The sequence below is a fragment of the Microbacterium sp. AG238 genome, from assembly GCF_003610405.1.
Classification (GTDB): domain Bacteria; phylum Actinomycetota; class Actinomycetes; order Actinomycetales; family Microbacteriaceae; genus Microbacterium.
Map to the genome: position 1 here is coordinate 772,680 of NZ_RAQC01000001.1, position 15,077 is coordinate 787,756.

Annotated in this window: 16 protein-coding genes; 2 read left to right on the plus strand and 14 right to left on the minus strand. The window is 69.9% G+C overall.

Annotation, left to right across the window (positions count from 1 at the left end; all coding sequences use genetic code 11):
- Window positions 1–6 precede the first annotated feature (6 nt).
- Both DEU36_RS03665 and DEU36_RS03670 read left to right on the plus strand, forming a co-directional pair.
- The gene (locus tag DEU36_RS03665) at window positions 7–480 is read left to right on the plus strand and encodes an NUDIX domain-containing protein (RefSeq protein WP_120262966.1); all 474 of its coding nucleotides are present in this window, start codon (window positions 7–9) and stop codon (window positions 478–480) included.
- A complete protein-coding gene (locus DEU36_RS03670; protein ID WP_183045275.1) occupies window positions 477–1,079 on the plus strand; it encodes a cyclodeaminase/cyclohydrolase family protein in 603 nt (200 codons plus the stop codon). Before DEU36_RS03665 ends, DEU36_RS03670 begins: the two co-directional genes overlap by 4 nt.
- 37 nt (window positions 1,080–1,116) lie before the next feature.
- Here the strand turns inward: DEU36_RS03670 and DEU36_RS03675 are convergent, their stop codons facing one another.
- The 14 genes from DEU36_RS03675 to murF form a co-directional block, all read right to left on the minus strand.
- Window positions 1,117–2,037, minus strand: a complete 921-nt coding sequence (locus DEU36_RS03675; protein ID WP_120262968.1) for an RluA family pseudouridine synthase — start codon at window positions 2,035–2,037, stop codon at window positions 1,117–1,119.
- A 1-nt stretch (window position 2,038) separates the two neighbouring features.
- Window positions 2,039–2,617, minus strand: a complete 579-nt coding sequence (gene lspA / locus DEU36_RS03680) for a signal peptidase II (RefSeq protein WP_120262969.1) — start codon at window positions 2,615–2,617, stop codon at window positions 2,039–2,041.
- A 3-nt stretch (window positions 2,618–2,620) separates the two neighbouring features.
- The gene (locus DEU36_RS03685) at window positions 2,621–3,199 is read right to left on the minus strand and encodes a DivIVA domain-containing protein (RefSeq protein WP_120262970.1); all 579 of its coding nucleotides are present in this window, start codon (window positions 3,197–3,199) and stop codon (window positions 2,621–2,623) included.
- Between the two features lie 121 nt (window positions 3,200–3,320).
- A complete protein-coding gene (locus tag DEU36_RS03690; protein WP_094261897.1) occupies window positions 3,321–3,623 on the minus strand; it encodes a YggT family protein in 303 nt (100 codons plus the stop codon).
- 6 nt (window positions 3,624–3,629) lie between these two features.
- Window positions 3,630–4,091 carry a cell division protein SepF gene (locus DEU36_RS03695; protein ID WP_120262971.1) on the minus strand — a complete coding sequence of 154 codons (462 nt, stop codon included), beginning with the start codon at window positions 4,089–4,091 and terminating at the stop codon, window positions 3,630–3,632.
- Between the two features lie 31 nt (window positions 4,092–4,122).
- Complete coding sequence (locus DEU36_RS03700) at window positions 4,123–4,809, minus strand: YggS family pyridoxal phosphate-dependent enzyme (RefSeq protein WP_120262972.1); 687 nt, start codon at window positions 4,807–4,809, stop codon at window positions 4,123–4,125.
- Between the two features lie 12 nt (window positions 4,810–4,821).
- Window positions 4,822–5,973 (minus strand): cell division protein FtsZ, encoded by a 1,152-nt coding sequence (ftsZ, locus tag DEU36_RS03705; protein WP_120264340.1) that lies wholly within the window; start codon window positions 5,971–5,973, stop codon window positions 4,822–4,824.
- Window positions 5,974–6,165: 192 nt separating this feature from the next.
- The gene (locus DEU36_RS03710; protein ID WP_120262973.1) at window positions 6,166–7,242 is read right to left on the minus strand and encodes an FtsQ-type POTRA domain-containing protein; all 1,077 of its coding nucleotides are present in this window, start codon (window positions 7,240–7,242) and stop codon (window positions 6,166–6,168) included.
- A gap of 3 nt (window positions 7,243–7,245) precedes the next feature.
- Window positions 7,246–8,646, minus strand: a complete 1,401-nt coding sequence (gene murC / locus DEU36_RS03715; RefSeq protein WP_120262974.1) for a UDP-N-acetylmuramate--L-alanine ligase — start codon at window positions 8,644–8,646, stop codon at window positions 7,246–7,248.
- Window positions 8,647–8,695: 49 nt separating this feature from the next.
- Window positions 8,696–9,769, minus strand: a complete 1,074-nt coding sequence (locus DEU36_RS03720) for a glycosyltransferase (RefSeq protein WP_120264341.1) — start codon at window positions 9,767–9,769, stop codon at window positions 8,696–8,698.
- A 10-nt stretch (window positions 9,770–9,779) separates the two neighbouring features.
- Window positions 9,780–11,063, minus strand: coding sequence for a putative lipid II flippase FtsW (gene ftsW, locus DEU36_RS03725; RefSeq protein ID WP_120262975.1), 1,284 nt, complete (start codon window positions 11,061–11,063; stop codon window positions 9,780–9,782).
- Complete coding sequence (murD, locus tag DEU36_RS03730; protein ID WP_120262976.1) at window positions 11,014–12,561, minus strand: UDP-N-acetylmuramoyl-L-alanine--D-glutamate ligase; 1,548 nt, start codon at window positions 12,559–12,561, stop codon at window positions 11,014–11,016. The genes ftsW and murD overlap by 50 nt, the downstream gene beginning before the upstream one ends.
- Window positions 12,558–13,667: a phospho-N-acetylmuramoyl-pentapeptide-transferase gene (gene mraY / locus DEU36_RS03735; RefSeq protein ID WP_120262977.1), complete on the minus strand. Its 1,110-nt coding sequence runs from the start codon at window positions 13,665–13,667 to the stop codon at window positions 12,558–12,560. The genes murD and mraY overlap by 4 nt, the downstream gene beginning before the upstream one ends.
- Window positions 13,664–15,076 (minus strand): UDP-N-acetylmuramoyl-tripeptide--D-alanyl-D-alanine ligase, encoded by a 1,413-nt coding sequence (gene murF / locus DEU36_RS03740; protein ID WP_120262978.1) that lies wholly within the window; start codon window positions 15,074–15,076, stop codon window positions 13,664–13,666. The genes mraY and murF overlap by 4 nt, the downstream gene beginning before the upstream one ends.
- Window position 15,077: the final 1 nt, after the last annotated feature.

The following is a 15,077-nucleotide window of genomic DNA, read 5'->3' on the forward strand; positions in this document are numbered from 1 at the left end:
GGGCCCATGGCCACTCCCGACTTCGTCCTCGATCTGCGCGAGAAGATCGGCACCGCTCCGCTCCCCCTCGTGGGGGTGACCGCCGTGGTGTTCCGCGATGAGAAGGTGCTTCTGGGCAAGCGAGCCGACAACGGCAGCTGGCAACCCGTGTCGGGCATCGTCGATCCGGGCGAGGAGCCCGCTGACGCGGCCGTCCGCGAGTGCCTCGAGGAAGCGGGAGTCGTGGTCCGCGCCGAGCGCCTCGCGCTCGTGCATCAGATCCCCCGCATCGTCTATGCCAACGGCGATCAGGTCGACTACCTCGATCTGGTGTTCCGGTGCTCGTGGGTCTCGGGCGACCCGCACCCCGCCGACGGCGAGCTGACGGAGGTGGGGTTCTACGACCTCGGCCAGATGACCGACGTCGCGCCGGAGCACGTCCGCAAGATCGCACTCGCCGTCGCGGAGGACGACCCGGCCACATTCCGGGGCGGCCGGTGAGTTCCCGCGTCGCTCTGGGCGACCTGCTCGACGCGCTCGCGCAGGATCAGGGCGACCCGGGAGGCGGGACCGCGAGCGGAGTCGTGACCGCGGTCGCCGCGGCACTGGCTCAGATGGTGAGTCGCTACAGCGCCGCAGAGCCCGCCGCGACCGGCATCGACCGCCGACTCGCCCGGCTTCGTCACGCGGCCGTGGCGGCAGCGGATGACGACGGCCGCGCGTCGGGCGCCCTCGGCGCCGCACTCCGACCGGCACAGGATGAGGGTCCGGGCGATCGCGATCGGCGCATCGTCGACGCGGCGACCCGTGCGATCGAGACGTCGGCCGCACTCGGCGACATCGCGCTCGGGGTGTGGACGGAGGTGCGCCTCCTCGCCGACGTCGGCAACCACCACCTCATGTCCGACGTCGCCGTCGCCTCCGATGCCGTGGCCGCAGGACTCGGTGGCGCGGCGACGAACCTCCGCGGCGGCCTCGCGCTCATCGATGCCCACGGCGATGCCCGCCCTGCCGAGGCGATGCACGGCGACCTGCTCGGCCGGCTCATCACGGCACGGCGCGAAGCGCGGGCTCTCGCCGACCGGCTCGGCGAGCCATAGCGAGACCTCGCCCGGCGGTTCTGCTTGCGGGCAGACGTCAATCGCCGCGGAGTACCTCGAGGGCGCGCGCGAGGTCGAGGGCGTACGGCGAGACGAAGGTCGACCACTCCCCCGTCACCGGGTGATCGAATGCGAGCCGGTGGGCGTGCAGCCACTGACGGCTCAGCCCGAGCCGGGCGGACAGTGTCGGGTCGGCGCCGTACAGCGGATCGCCGACGCAGGGATGCCGATGCGCGGCCATGTGCACACGGATCTGATGCGTCCGTCCGGTCTCGAGGTGCACCTCGAGCAATGATGCGCCCGGGAACGCCTCGAGCGTCTCGTAGTGGGTGACGGAGTCTTTGCCCGTGGGCGTGACGGCGAACTTCCAGGAGTGCGAGGGGTGGCGGCCGATCGGGGCATCGATCGTTCCCGCGAGCGGATCGGGATGACCTTGCACCACGGCGTGGTAGATCTTCTCGACCTCGCGCTCCTTGAACGCGCGCTTGAGCGCGACGTAGGCGCGCTCGCTCTTGGCGACGACCATGAGACCGCTGGTGCCGACATCGAGCCGGTGCACGACGCCCTGACGCTCGGCGGCACCCGTCGTGGCGATGCGATAGCCCGCGGCTGCCAGCGCGCCCAGGACCGTCGGTCCGTCCCACCCGAGCGACGGGTGCGCGGCGACGCCGGCCGGCTTGTCGACGACGACGATGTCGTCATCGTCGTGCACGATCCCCAGGTCGGGCACCGCGACCGGGACGATCTGCGCTTCAGCCCGCTCCTCCCAGAAGACGTCGAGCCAGGACCCGGCGACGAGCTTGTCGGACTTGCCGAGCGTGCGACCATCGAGGGTCACACCGCCCGCAGCCGCCACCTCCGCGGCGAAGGTGCGGGAGAATCCGAGCAGCTTGGCCAGCGCGGCGTCGACACGAACGCCGTCGAGTCCGTCGGGAACCGGGAGCGCGCGCTGCGGCATCTCAGCGGTCCGCGGGGGCGTCGGTCGTCGATTCGGCGGGCGCGTCTGCTGTTCGCCGCTCGCGTGAACCATCGAAGCGGATGCCGATCACCACGAGCACGGCGACGGAGATCATCATCGTCACGATGAACATGTCGGCGACGTTGTAGATCGCAGAGGGGAACCACAGCCACATCCACGGCGTGTGGATGAAGTCGATCACGTGCCCGACGAGGAAACCGGGTTCGCGCAGCAGGCGGTCGGTGAGATTGCCGAGCACGCCCCCCAGAAGGAGTCCGAGGACGATGGCCCACGACCGCGTGCGCACGCTGCGTACAGTGAGCACGATCACGACCACCGCGACAGCAGCGAGCGCGATCGTGAAGAGCCACGTGACGCCGGTCCCCAGCGAGAACGCCGCACCGGGGTTCTTCGTCAGGTAAAGCTGGAAGAAGTCGCCGAGGACGGGGACCTCACGCTGGTACGGCAGGTTCTCGAGGGCGAGGTACTTCGTGAACTGGTCGGCGGCCAGCACCACTGCCGCGAGAATCGCGACGAGGGCACCGGCCGCCGGACCGTTCAGACGCTTGCGCGACGCCAAGGATTACGCGCCGGCCGAGACGCCGGTCGTGTCGAGATCGCGGAGCTTGCTCTCGATGAAGCCGCGGAGCTGACCGCGGTAGTCCTTCTCGAACTGCTGCAGCTCGGAGATACGACCCTCGAGCGACACGCGCTCGGCTTCGAGACGCGCGACCTCGTCGCGGCCTCGGGCTTCTGCCTCGGAGATGATCGACGCGGCCTGGGCCTGCGCATCGGCGATGAGCTTGTCGCGCTGGGCCTTGCCCTCGGCGACGTGCTCGTCGTGCAGGCGCTGGGCCAGCTCGATGATGCCGGCGGATGCGGCGGCAGGAGCCATGTCGGCGGCGGCGGCGGGCTGCTCGACAGCGGCGACCGGCGCGGGCACCTCTTCGACGACGGCGTCGTCGGATGCGGCCGGCGCGGGGGTCTCACCCGACTCGTAGGCTGCGAGCTTCGCCTTGAGCTCGTCGTTCTCAGCGATCGTCTTGCGCCATTCCACGACGATCTCGTCGAGGAAGTCGTCGACCTCATCGGGGTCGAATCCTTCCTTGAAACGCACGTGCTGGAACTGCTTGGTGACGACGTCTTCAGGGGTCAAAGCCATGGTGTTGTCCTCTTTCAGGGCTCACGACGCGGGCCGGTCAGCCGGCACCCGCCGCAGCGGGCCGTACCCACCCAGCATAGTCCGACGCTTTCTCGGCCGCGACGATCCCGCCGCGACCGCCTCAGACGAAGGCGATCACGCGAGTGATCGACAGCAGGATGAAGCACGCCAGCATGGTGAGCGGGAATGCCAGATCGATCGCGATGACGCCGAGCCTGATCGGAGGAATGACCCGGCGCAGTGTCTTGATCGGGGGATCCGTGATCGTGTAGACGACCTCGGCGAGAACGAGGGTGAAGCCTCTCGGGCGCCACTCCCGGTTGAACAGCGGGATGTACTCCAGGATCAGTCGGACGAACAGAACGAGGATGTACAGCAGGAGGGCGAAGTAGACGAGTGCGGCGATCAGCCGTACGACATCCACGTCAGGTCACTGCGCGAACGGCGCCGCCTCAGGCTCAGCCTGAGCCACGGCGCCGTCGCCGGAGACGGCGATGTTCTCGGGCGAGAGCAGGAACACCTTGCTCGTCACACGCTCGATGCGGCCGTAGAGACCGAGGGACAGGCCGCTCGCGAAGTCGATGAGGCGGCGCGCATCGGCGTCGCTCATCTGCGAGAGGTTGATGATCACCGGCACACCCTCGCGGAAGTTCTCGGCGATGACCTGCGCGTCGCGGTACTGCTTGGGGTGGACGGTCAGAATCTCGCTCACGGTTCCCGTCGTGGGCTGACGCACGACCGCGGGGCGGTGCAGGGGCGTCACCGGCGCCGCCGGCTTCTCGACGGGCTTCTCACGGCGAGCCTGCTGCTGCTCGGCCTGCGGCTCTTCGTACATTTCTTCCTCATCTGCGAGGCCCAGGTAAACCATGGTCTTCTTCAGCGGGTTCGACATCGCATCCTCCGTTTGCTCGTCTGTTCCGAGGCTATCCGCGGTCCGGGCGCGGTCCCGTGATTGCCGATCCGATCCGCAGGTGTGTCGCACCGGCAGAGATCGCTTCGACGAAATCGCCGGTCATCCCGGCGGAGATCCAGGTCGCGCCGGGCGCGACGGTACGCAGGACGTCTGACGTCTGCGCGAGGCGGGCGAACGCCGCGGCGGGCTCCTCGCCGAGGGGGGCGACGGCCATGACGCCGCGGACCACCAGACCCGGGCACCGCTCCAACACGTGGGTGGCCAGGGCCTCGACTCCGTCCGGCGCGACGCCGCCACGACCCGGGTCATCGGTCAGGTTGACCTGCACGAGCACGTCGAGGGGCTCGCCCTCGGGCTCTGCGCCGTCGAGCGCGTCGGCGATGCGCGCGCGGTCGACGGAGTGGACGACATCCGCCGCTGCTCGCACCGCGCGCGCCTTGTTCGTCTGGGCCTGGCCGATGAAATGCCAGCGCATGCCCTCGAGCCCGGCGAGCTCCGCGCGCTTCGCGGTGAGCTCCTGCTGCCGGTTCTCCCCCACATCACGCACGCCCAGTGCGTGGAGCTGCGCGATGAGCTCAGGCGGGTGGAACTTCGTCACCACGACCCTCGTCACCTCGCCCGGGGCGCGACCCGACGCCCGCATCGCAGCGGCGATGCGGGCGTCGACGTCGGCGAGCCGTTCGGCCAGATCCGGCATGGGGCGATCGGCCTACTTCAGGAAGTCGGGGATGTCGAGGTCGTCGTCGCCGAAGACCGAGTCGTACGACTCGCTCTTGGCCGAGACCGGCACCGTCTCCTTGGTCTCGCGACGTTCGGAGGGCTCGGATGCCGCAGCCTCCTCGGCCGGAACCTCGGGCAGGACCGGCGGCGCGGAAGGACGAGCAGCGGCGATGGGCTCGATGCGGGTCTGCGGCTCGCCACCGTCGAAGCCTGCCGCGATGACCGTCACGCGGACCTCGTCGCCGAGGGTGTCGTCGATGACCGTACCGAAGATGATGTTCGCCTCGGGGTGCGCGGCCTCCTTGACGAGCTGCGCCGCATCGTTGATCTCGAAGATGCCGAGGTTCGACCCGCCCTGGATGGAGAGCAGGACGCCGTGGGCTCCCTCGATGGACGCTTCGAGAAGCGGCGACTCGACGGCGAGCTCGGCGGCCTTGATCGCGCGGTCGGCACCACGCGCGGAGCCGATGCCCATGAGGGCCGAGCCAGCCCCCTGCATGACGGACTTCACGTCGGCGAAGTCGAGGTTGATGAGACCGGGGGTGGTGATCAGGTCGGTGATGCCCTGGACACCGGCGAGCAGCACCTGGTCGGCGGTCGCGAAGGCCTCGACCATCGAGATGCCGCGGTCGCTGATCTCGAGCAGGCGGTCGTTCGGGACGACGATGAGGGTGTCGACCTCTTCCTTCAGCTTCGACACGCCGGCCTCGGCCTGACTCTGCCGACGACGACCCTCGAACGAGAAGGGCTTCGTGACGACACCGATCGTGAGCGCACCGATCGACTTGGCGATACGTGCAACGACGGGCGCGCCGCCGGTGCCGGTGCCACCGCCCTCGCCGGCAGTCACGAAGACCATGTCGGCGCCCGCGAGCGCCTCTTCGATCTCTTCGGCGTGGTCCTCCGCAGCACGACGCCCGACCTCGGGGTCGGCGCCGGCGCCCAGGCCGCGCGTCAGCTCACGGCCGACGTCGAGTTTGACGTCCGCATCGCTCATCAGGAGCGCCTGGGCGTCGGTGTTCACCGCGATGAACTCGACACCCCGCAGCCCCAGCTCGATCATCCGGTTGACGGCATTGACGCCGCCACCGCCCACACCGACGACCTTGATCACCGCGAGGTAGTTCTGGTTCTGGCTCATGCCGGCCTCCATCTCGTCCCGAACCCTGCTCGTAAACCTTCAACCTCACGTAGAGGTTTAAAGAATTGCCGGGTATGCAATTCCTGAGGTTGAAGCTACGCACTCGTGGACGCACCCGACGGACGTGAGCGGCGTGTCGCGACATCCCACGTGTCATGGGCTTCCAGCAGGGTCGCCCGGTCCCGGCCGACCTCAGCGGACGACGGCCGCCTGCGGCGACGAAACGTCGTATCCCGAGGCATCCGGCCGCGCGTTCATCAGCGCTTCGAGCGCCTGAACCTTCTTGGCCGAGTCGGCGGGCCCACCCCAGACCACCGAGCGGCCGTCGCCGAGCGTCAGGGTGACGTCGTTGGGCGTCGTCGCGGACAGCACGGTCACCTGCGAACGCAGCGAGTCCGGAAGCGATCGGAACACCTGCCCCGCTGCGGCGAAGGTGCTCGACGACAGACCGCCTTCGACCTCGATGAGCGGCTGACCGGCCGGCGGCTCGGGCGTAGTCGAGAGCGCGACCCCGGCCGCGTCGACGAGGGTGTAGCCGGCCTCGCCCTGCACGGCTCCCACCGGCGTCCGCTCGACGATGCGCACCACGAGCTCGTGCGGCGGCCTGGCCTCGAGGCTGTACGACTCCACCAGCGGGAAGGAGACGAGCGCCGCCTTCACGGCGCTCTCGTCGACGAGCGGCATCGGCGTGCCCAGCTGCCCTTCGAGGGCGGTCTCCACCGCTCCCGGGTCGAGCTGCGCGGTGCCGACGATCGTGATGCGCTCAACGGCGAACAACGGGCTGTACGCGGCTCCGATCGACCCGAGGACGAGGGCGACGAACAACCCCGCGGAGACCAGCCAGATGCGTCGGCGCCGACGCTGACGCGCGGTGAAACGTCGGACCTCGCGCCGGAGCGCGCGCCGACGCGCCCGCGCCGCTCCCCACAGGTCGCGCGCGGTGAGCGGCGTGCGACCTGTGTCGTCGTCGTCCGCGACACCCGGTGTCGACGGGGTCTCGGGCTCCGCCCGCGCGGGCGGATCGAACGGGATGATGGGCGCGATCCCGTAGTCACGGCCGCGTTGATGCCACATCTCCTCGACGGGCTGAGTCTCGGTCGCATCCAGCGACGAGCCCTCCGCAACGTCACCCGCATCCGGACCGTCCTGCGCCCGACGCGGCGGGTCGACGCGCCGCGTCGCGAGCGGGCGACGAGCGTCCTGGGCGTCTGCGCCGTCGTGCCCGCCGGCGGGCCGTGACGAGGGCGGCAGCGGGCTCGGGCGGCGCATCGGCTAGTCCTCCGTCCGAGCGAGCGCTTCGAGCACCTGCGGGACGATGAGGTTCACGTTGCCGCACCCCAGCGTGACGATGAAGTCGCCCTCGCGTGCGACGCCTGCCGTGTAGTCGGCGGCCTTCTGCCAGTCGGCGACGAAATGGACGCGCTCGGGGTCGGCGAACGCCCCGCTGACGAGTTCACCGGTGACGCCGGGAACCGGATCTTCGCGGGCCCCGTAGACGTCGAGGACGACGGTGTGGTCGGCGTGCGTCTCGAGGACGTCCGCGAACTCGCGGAACATCTCCTGGGTGCGCGAGTACGTGTGCGGCTGGTGGAGCGCGATGATGCGCCCATCGCCGACGACGGTGCGGGCCGCCGAGAGGGCGGCGGCCACCTCGGTCGGGTGGTGCGCGTAGTCGTCGTACACGCTGACTCCGCGGGTCACGCCGTGCAGCTCGAACCGCCGGGCCGTGCCCCCGAACCCTTCGACGGCACGCAGCGCGCGCTCGAGCTCGAACCCGAGGGCGATCAGCACGGCGACGGCGCCAGCGGCGTTCATCGCGTTGTGCGCACCCGGCACCGAGAGTCGGCCGTGGACCGTGTCGCCCCCGGCAGTGAGCGAGAACGACACCGGCCCGTGCGTCACGATGTCGGAGACCCGAACGTCGGCCTCGGCCGCCTCACCGAACGTGATCACTCGGCGGTGCGTCAGAGCGGCCGCGACACGCGCCGCGCCCGGGTCGTCAGCCGAGATGACGACGGCCTCTCGCGCGCCGTCGCCGAATCGCACGAAACCGTCGTAGAACGCCTCGCGGGTCTCCCAGTGGTCCAGGTGGTCGGGGTCGACGTTGGTGATCAGGGCGATCGAGGTGTCGTAGAGGAGGAAGGTGCCGTCGGACTCGTCGGCCTCGATGACGAAGACGTCGTCGTCTCCCGTCGCACTCGAGACCCCCAGGTCGGCGATCACGCCGCCGTTCACGAACGTCGGACGGGTTCCGAGGCCACGCAGCGCGGTCACGATCATGCCCGTGGACGTGGTCTTGCCGTGCGCCCCGGCCACCGAGACCAGCCGCCGTCCTCCGATGAGCCAGTGCAGGGCCTGCGACCGGTGGATGACGTGCAGGCCACGCTCTTTGGCGAGGAGGAACTCCGGGTTCTCGGGCCAGATCGCGCCCGTGTGGACGACCGTGTCGGCGTCGTCGGGGAGGTGGGCCGCGGCGTGTCCGACGTGGACGTCCGCCCCGCGCGCCGCGAGCGCGCGCATCGCGGGGCTGTCGGCGCGGTCTGAACCGGAGACGCGGATGCCGCGGTCGAGGAACATCCCGGCGAGGCCGGACATGCCCGATCCACCGATGCCGATGAAGTGCGCGGCGGTGATGTCGGCGGGGATCGGGAGGCTCAAGTCGGGTCTGATCATGACCCGTCAAGTCTAGGTCGCCCGGCTGACAGGGCCGCCCGCCACGCCCTCAGCGCTGCTGCGCGGCGTCGAGCAGAGCGACGACGTTGGCGGCGCCCTCGCGCGTGCCGACCGTGCCGGCGGCGCGCCGCATCCGGTCGAGCTCACCCTCGTCCGCGAGCAGCGGGACGATCTCGGCGCGCACCCGCTCGGGAGTGAAGTCGGCGTCGGGGATGATGCGCGCAGCGCCGGCTCGGACCGCACCCGCCGCATTCAGCGCCTGCTCGCCGTTGCCCACGGCGTAGGGCACGTAGATGGCCGGGATGCCGAGCGCGGTGACCTCGCTCACCGTCGCGGCTCCCGAGCGCGAGATCACGACATCGGCGAGAGCGAACGCCAGGTCCATGCGATCGAGATACGGCACGACGCGGTAGTCCGGCGACGAACCGTCGGGCACCTCGTTGCGTTCGCCTGCAGCATGCAGCACCTGCCAGCCGGCGGCGACGATGTCGCGCCATGAGCCGGCCAGCGCCTCATTGAGCCGGCGTGCGCCGAGGGAGCCGCCGAACACCAGGACGACGGGGCGCGCAGGATCGAGACCGAACGCGGCTGCGGCCTCGGTGCGACGCGCTGCCCGGTCGAGGTCGACGATCTCACGGCGGAGCGGCATCCCGACCACCTGAGCGCCGCGCAGGGGCGTCCCCTCGAAGACCGTGCCGGTTGCAGCGGCCTTGCGCGCGCCGAGCACGTTGGCGAGCCCGGGCCGCGCATTGGCCTCATGGACGACGTAAGGCACACTCTCACGGCGCGCCGCGATGTAGGCGGGGGCGGCCGCGTAACCGCCGAATCCCGCGACGACGTCGACTCCCCGCTCACGGATGTAGGTGCGCACGTGCGCAACGGCTCGCAGCCAGCGTGCCGGGAACCGCACCGCCGCACCGTTGGGTCGCCGCGGGAACGGCACCTTGTCGACGATCAGCAGTTCGTATCCGCGCTGCGGCACCAGACGGGATTCGAGCCCCTCTCGCGTACCGAGCACCAGCACGGTGTCGTCGGAACGTCGGTCGCGCAGTTCGTCGGCCACGGCGAGCAGCGGATTGACATGCCCCGCCGTGCCGCCGCCCGCCAGAAGGTAGGTGGTCACCGGATCGAGCCTACCGGCGGGCGGACCCGGCCCGAGCGGCCGCGGGCCGGACGGGGTGAGCACCCGAGGCCACGTCGAGCGCCGGGGTGCGCACCGGCAGCGTCCGCGCGAACGAGAGCAGCACCCCGGTGGCCAGAAGACCCGAGACGAGGGATGTGCCGCCCTGTGACATGAACGGCAGGGGCACCCCGAGGACGGGGAAGATGCGAAGGACGACGCCGATGTTCACGAGCGCCTGGCCGACCACCCAGATGGTGATGCCGCCGGCGACGATCCGCACGAACGGGTCGTGCGTCTTGCGGACGATGTGGAAGGCGCCCACCGCGTAGAGCGCGAACAGCGCGAGGACGACGGCGCAGCCGATGAGGCCGAGCTCCTCCCCCACGATCGCGAAGATGTAGTCGTTCGCGGCGGCGGGCAGCCATTGGTACTTCTCCCGCGAATTGCCGAGACCGAGACCGAAGACGCCGCCGCTCGCGAGCGCCCAGATGCCGTGGAGCGGTTGGTAGCACGAGCCCGCATCGGCGAAGTAGCAGTCCGTCGAATCGACATTGAGGAAGCTCATGATCCGCGCCATGCGGTTGGGGCTCGTGACCGCGAAGACCGCGGCCGCACCGACCACGAGGAGGAGCGGGATCACGAACAGCCGCAGTTTGACGCCGGAGAAGAACAGGCACCCGAGCAGGATCGCCATGAGGATCATCGCGGTGCCCAGGTCGTGCCCGCCCATGACGGTGCCGATCACCAGCGCTCCGACCGGGACGACCGGGATGAACACGTGCTGCCACTTCGACAGGAGAGTCTGCTTGCGATAGAGCACGAACCCCAGCCATACCGCGAGGGCGAGCTTCAAGAACTCCGACGGTTGAGCCTGCAAGCCGAAGACGGAGATCCAGTTGGTGTTTCCGTCGTTGTGAACACCCAGTCCGGGCACGAAGACCAGCAGCTGTAGCAGAATGCCGACGATGAGCGCCGGCCACGCGATGCGCTTCCAGAAGCGCAGCGGCATCCGGCTCGCGATGAACATCAGCGGGATGCCGAGCAGAGCGAACACGGCCTGCTTCAGCACCGTTTCGAACGGGCTCGCGTCCGCCGTGGCCATCGTCGCCGAGAGCACCATCACGAGACCGAACCCGGTCAGGATGAGGGCGGTCGAGGCCAGCAGCAGGAACTCGCTCGGCACCGGGGCGAACGCGCGTCCCAGCGACACGCGCGCGGCGAAGCCGCTTCGCGTCGGGCCGTCGTCAGCGAGTTTCGTCGGGGGCGGCGTCGGGCGGCTCGGCGTCGTGGTCACCGTCTCCCCTTCCGATCCGTTCGCGCACGGCCTCCGCGAAGCGGCGACCGCGGTCTGCGTAGGAGGCGAACTGATCGAACGAGGCTGCTGCAGGGGCGAGGAGGACCACGTCCCCGACACCAGCGACCTCGGCCGCCAGTTCGACGACCCGTGCCATGACATCCTCAGTCTGAGTCGCCTCGACCTCGATCACCGGAACCGCGGGGGCGTGTCGCGCGAACGCCGCGAGGACGGCCGTGCGATCCTCGCCGATGACGATGGCGGCCTTCGTGGCCGCGCCGCGTCCGGCGACGAGCGCGGAGATGTCGACTCCCTTGAGGAGCCCGCCCACGACCCAGATCGCACCCGGGAAGGCGGCGAGCGACGACGCCGCCGCGTGCGGGTTCGTGGCCTTCGAGTCATCGACCCAGGTCACGCCCGCCACCCGTGCCACCACTTCGATGCGGTGGGGGTCGAGTCGGAATGCCAGCACCGCCGCGCGGATGGCGGCGGGCTCGACGTGGAGGGATCGCGCGAGAGCCGCCGCCGCGAGAATGTTCGCGACGATATGAGGAGCCGCCAGGTCACGCGCGGCGAGCTCCGCGACCGTCGTCAGTTCGAGGGCGGAGGCGCGCCGGTCGTCATGGAAGGCGCGATCGACGAGGATGCCGTCCACGAGCCCCAGATCACTGGGACCGGGCACGCCGAGGTCGAACCCGATGGCACGACAGCCCTCGACGACCTCCGCCTCCTCGACCATCTCGCGCGTGGCGACATCCGCCTTGTTGTAGACGCAGGCGACACGCGTGTTCTCGTACACCACGGCCTTCGCGTCTCGATAGGCCTGGAACGACCCGTGCCATTCGAGGTGGTCGTCGGCGAGATTCAGGCAGACGCTCGCGTGCGGCGAGAGCCGATCGGGGCCGTCTGCCAGGCCGAGATACCAGAGCTGATGGCTCGACACCTCGACGACCAGCACATCGAAACCGCTCGGGTCACGGACGGCGTCGAGGACCGGGACGCCGATGTTGCCGCACGGCGCCGCTCGCAGGCCACCGGCGGCCAGCATCGCCGCGGTGAGCTGTGTCGTGGTGGTCTTGCCGTTCGTTCCCGTGATGAGCAGCCAGTCGGCCGGGCTCCCGTCGGGACGGACGACCTTGTCGCGCACCCGCCAGGCGAGTTCGATGTCGCCCCAGAGCGCGATGCCGCTCTCGCGTGCCCACCGGATCACCGGGTGGTGAGGCGGGAAGCCCGGCGAAGCGATCACGACGTCGGGCGCGTGCGCCACGACGGCATCGGGAACGCTCTGCAGCGAGCCGTCGTGGAGCGAGACGCCGATGACCGGCAGAAGCCGCGCGTACTCCGCATCCGCTCCTTCGGTCGCCACCAGGACATCCGCGCCGAGCTCGGCGAGGGTGTCGGCTACCGAGAAGCCGGTGACCGAGAGTCCGAGGACCACGACGCGGAGGCCGCGCCAGTCGGCGTGCCAGCTCGTCAGCCCGTCCAGACGCGCGGTCATACCGCTGCCAGCCAGGCCACGTAGAACAGTCCGACACCGCCGACGGCGAGCATTCCCGCGATGATCCACATGCGCACGACGATCGTCACCTCGGGCCAGCCGCGCATCTCGAGATGGTGGTGGAACGGGCTCATGAGGAACAGCCGCTTTCCGCCCGTCGCCTTGAAGTAGTACCGCTGGAGAATGACCGACCCGGGGGCGATGATGAACACGCCCGCGATGATGACCGCCAGCAGCTCGGTGCGCGAGAGCACGGCCATGGCGACGATGACGCCGCCGATGGCCATCGATCCGACGTCGCCCATGAAGATCTTCGCCTTCGGAGCGTTCCACCACAGGAACCCCACGAGCGCGCCGACGAACGACGCGGAGATGATCGTGAGATCCATCGGGTCGTTGGTCGTGTAGCACGCCGACTCGTAGGCCGGAACGAGCGCGCCGCTCGCGCAGCGCTGCTGGAACTGCCAGAACGTCACGAGGCTGTAGGCGGACACCGTGAAGATGCCCGCGCCGGTGGCCAGACCGTCGAGACCGTCGGTGAGGTTCGTGGCGTTCGACCATGCGACCGCCTGGAACGAGATCCACGCGAGGTACAGAAGCCACCCGGCGACACCGCCCAGGGCCATGAACGACAGCCAGTCGATGTCGCGGAACAGGGAGATGAACGGGCGCCCCACCGGCTGGCCGCCGTGGTTGGGAACGAGGAGGGCCAGCACGCCGAACGAGACGGCGACGATCACCTGCCCCGCGACCTTCCGCCACCCCGACAGACCGAGGCTCCGCTGCGAGCGGACCTTCATGTAGTCGTCGATGAATCCGACGACACCGAGCCCGACCATCATCCAGATCACGAGCAGACCCGACATCGACGGCGGCGCGCCACCGGTCAGCGTGCCGACGAGGTAGCCGACGATCGTCCCGATGATGAAGATGATGCCGCCCATCGTGGGCGTTCCGCGCTTGGCGTGATGGCTCGGGTTGGTCGCGTCGTCGGGCGTGCGGATGACCTGCCCCCAGCCCAGCTTCTCGAAGAGCCGGATGAACAGGGGGGTCAGGAAGAGTGTGAACGCGAGGGAGATCGTCGCGGCCGTCAGCAGGGATCTCACGAGAAGAATTCTCCCAGACGATCGCCGAGGTGCCGCAGTCCGGCGGAGTTGGACGACTTCACCAGCACGCGGTCGCCGGCGCGCAGCTCCTCGATCAGATAGTCGTACGCGGCGTCGGCATCGGCGAAGAACACCGCCTCGCCGTCCCACGACCCCTCGCCGATGGCGGCGAGGTAGAGCCGCCGGGCATCGGCGCCGATGACGACGATGCGCTCGATCCGCAGGCGAACCGCCTGGAGGCCGACGCGATCGTGCTCGTCACCGGCGAACTCGCCGAGCTCGCTCATCGCGCCGAGCACGGCGACCTTCCGTTCGCCGGGCTGCGTGATCTGCGCGAGGGTGCGCAGAGCCGCGGCCATCGAGTCGGGGCTCGCGTTGTAGGCGTCGTTGATGATGCGCACCGACTCGGACCCGAGCGGCTGCATCCGCCAGCGCTCGGCCAGCTCGACCGTCTCGAGCCGCGCGACGGCGTCTTCGAGGGCCACCCCCAGTTCGAGGGCGGCGGTGATCGCGGCCAGCGCGTTCATGACGTGGTGCTCACCGAGCACGCGCAGCCGCAGCGGCATCCGCTGCTCGCCGACCACGATCACGCAGGACGTCCCCGAGGCATCGACCTCGACGTCGTCGGCGCGCACCTCTGCCGCCGGACCGCGTCCGAACCAGCGGACACGAACGCCTCGGGCCTCGGCGACGGCCGCCATCGTCGCGACACGCGCATCGTCGGCGCTGAGGACTGCCACACCACCGGGGCGGACGGCCTCGACGAGCTCGGTCTTGGCCTTGAGGGTCGCCTCCACGCCGCCGAAACCGCCGGCATGCGCCATCCCGACCATGAGGACCACGCCGACGTCCGGGGTCACCAGACCCGCGAGACGCGCGATCTGTCCCGAGCCGTCGGCTCCGAACTCGCTGACGAGGTACCGGGTGTCATCCGCGACCCGGAGCATGGTCAGCGGCGCGCCTACCGAGTTGTTGAACGAGGCGCGGGGCGCGACCGTCGGGCCCTCCCCCTCGAGGATGCGGGCGAGGAGGTTCTTCGTCGTGGTCTTGCCGTTCGATCCCGTGATGCCCACCACGCGGAGGTCGCCTGCGGCGCGCACCCGGCCCACGACCTCGCGCGCGAGGTCGGCCAGCGCGGTGACCGCGTCGGCGACGACGATCTGCGTGATCTCGGCGTCGACGAGGTGCTCGACGATCGCGAGCGATGCACCGGCCTCAGCCGCGGCCGGCACGAAGAGGTGTCCGTCGGTCGCGTCGCCCGGCTTGGCCACGAACACGTCGCCGGGGCCGATGTTGCGCGAGTCCGTGTCGACCGTCCCGCCGACGCGGGTGTCGGGACCGTCGCCACCGGCGAGGTGGAGGGTGCCCGAAAGCACGCGAGCGATGTCGGACAACGGAAGGGAGATCATG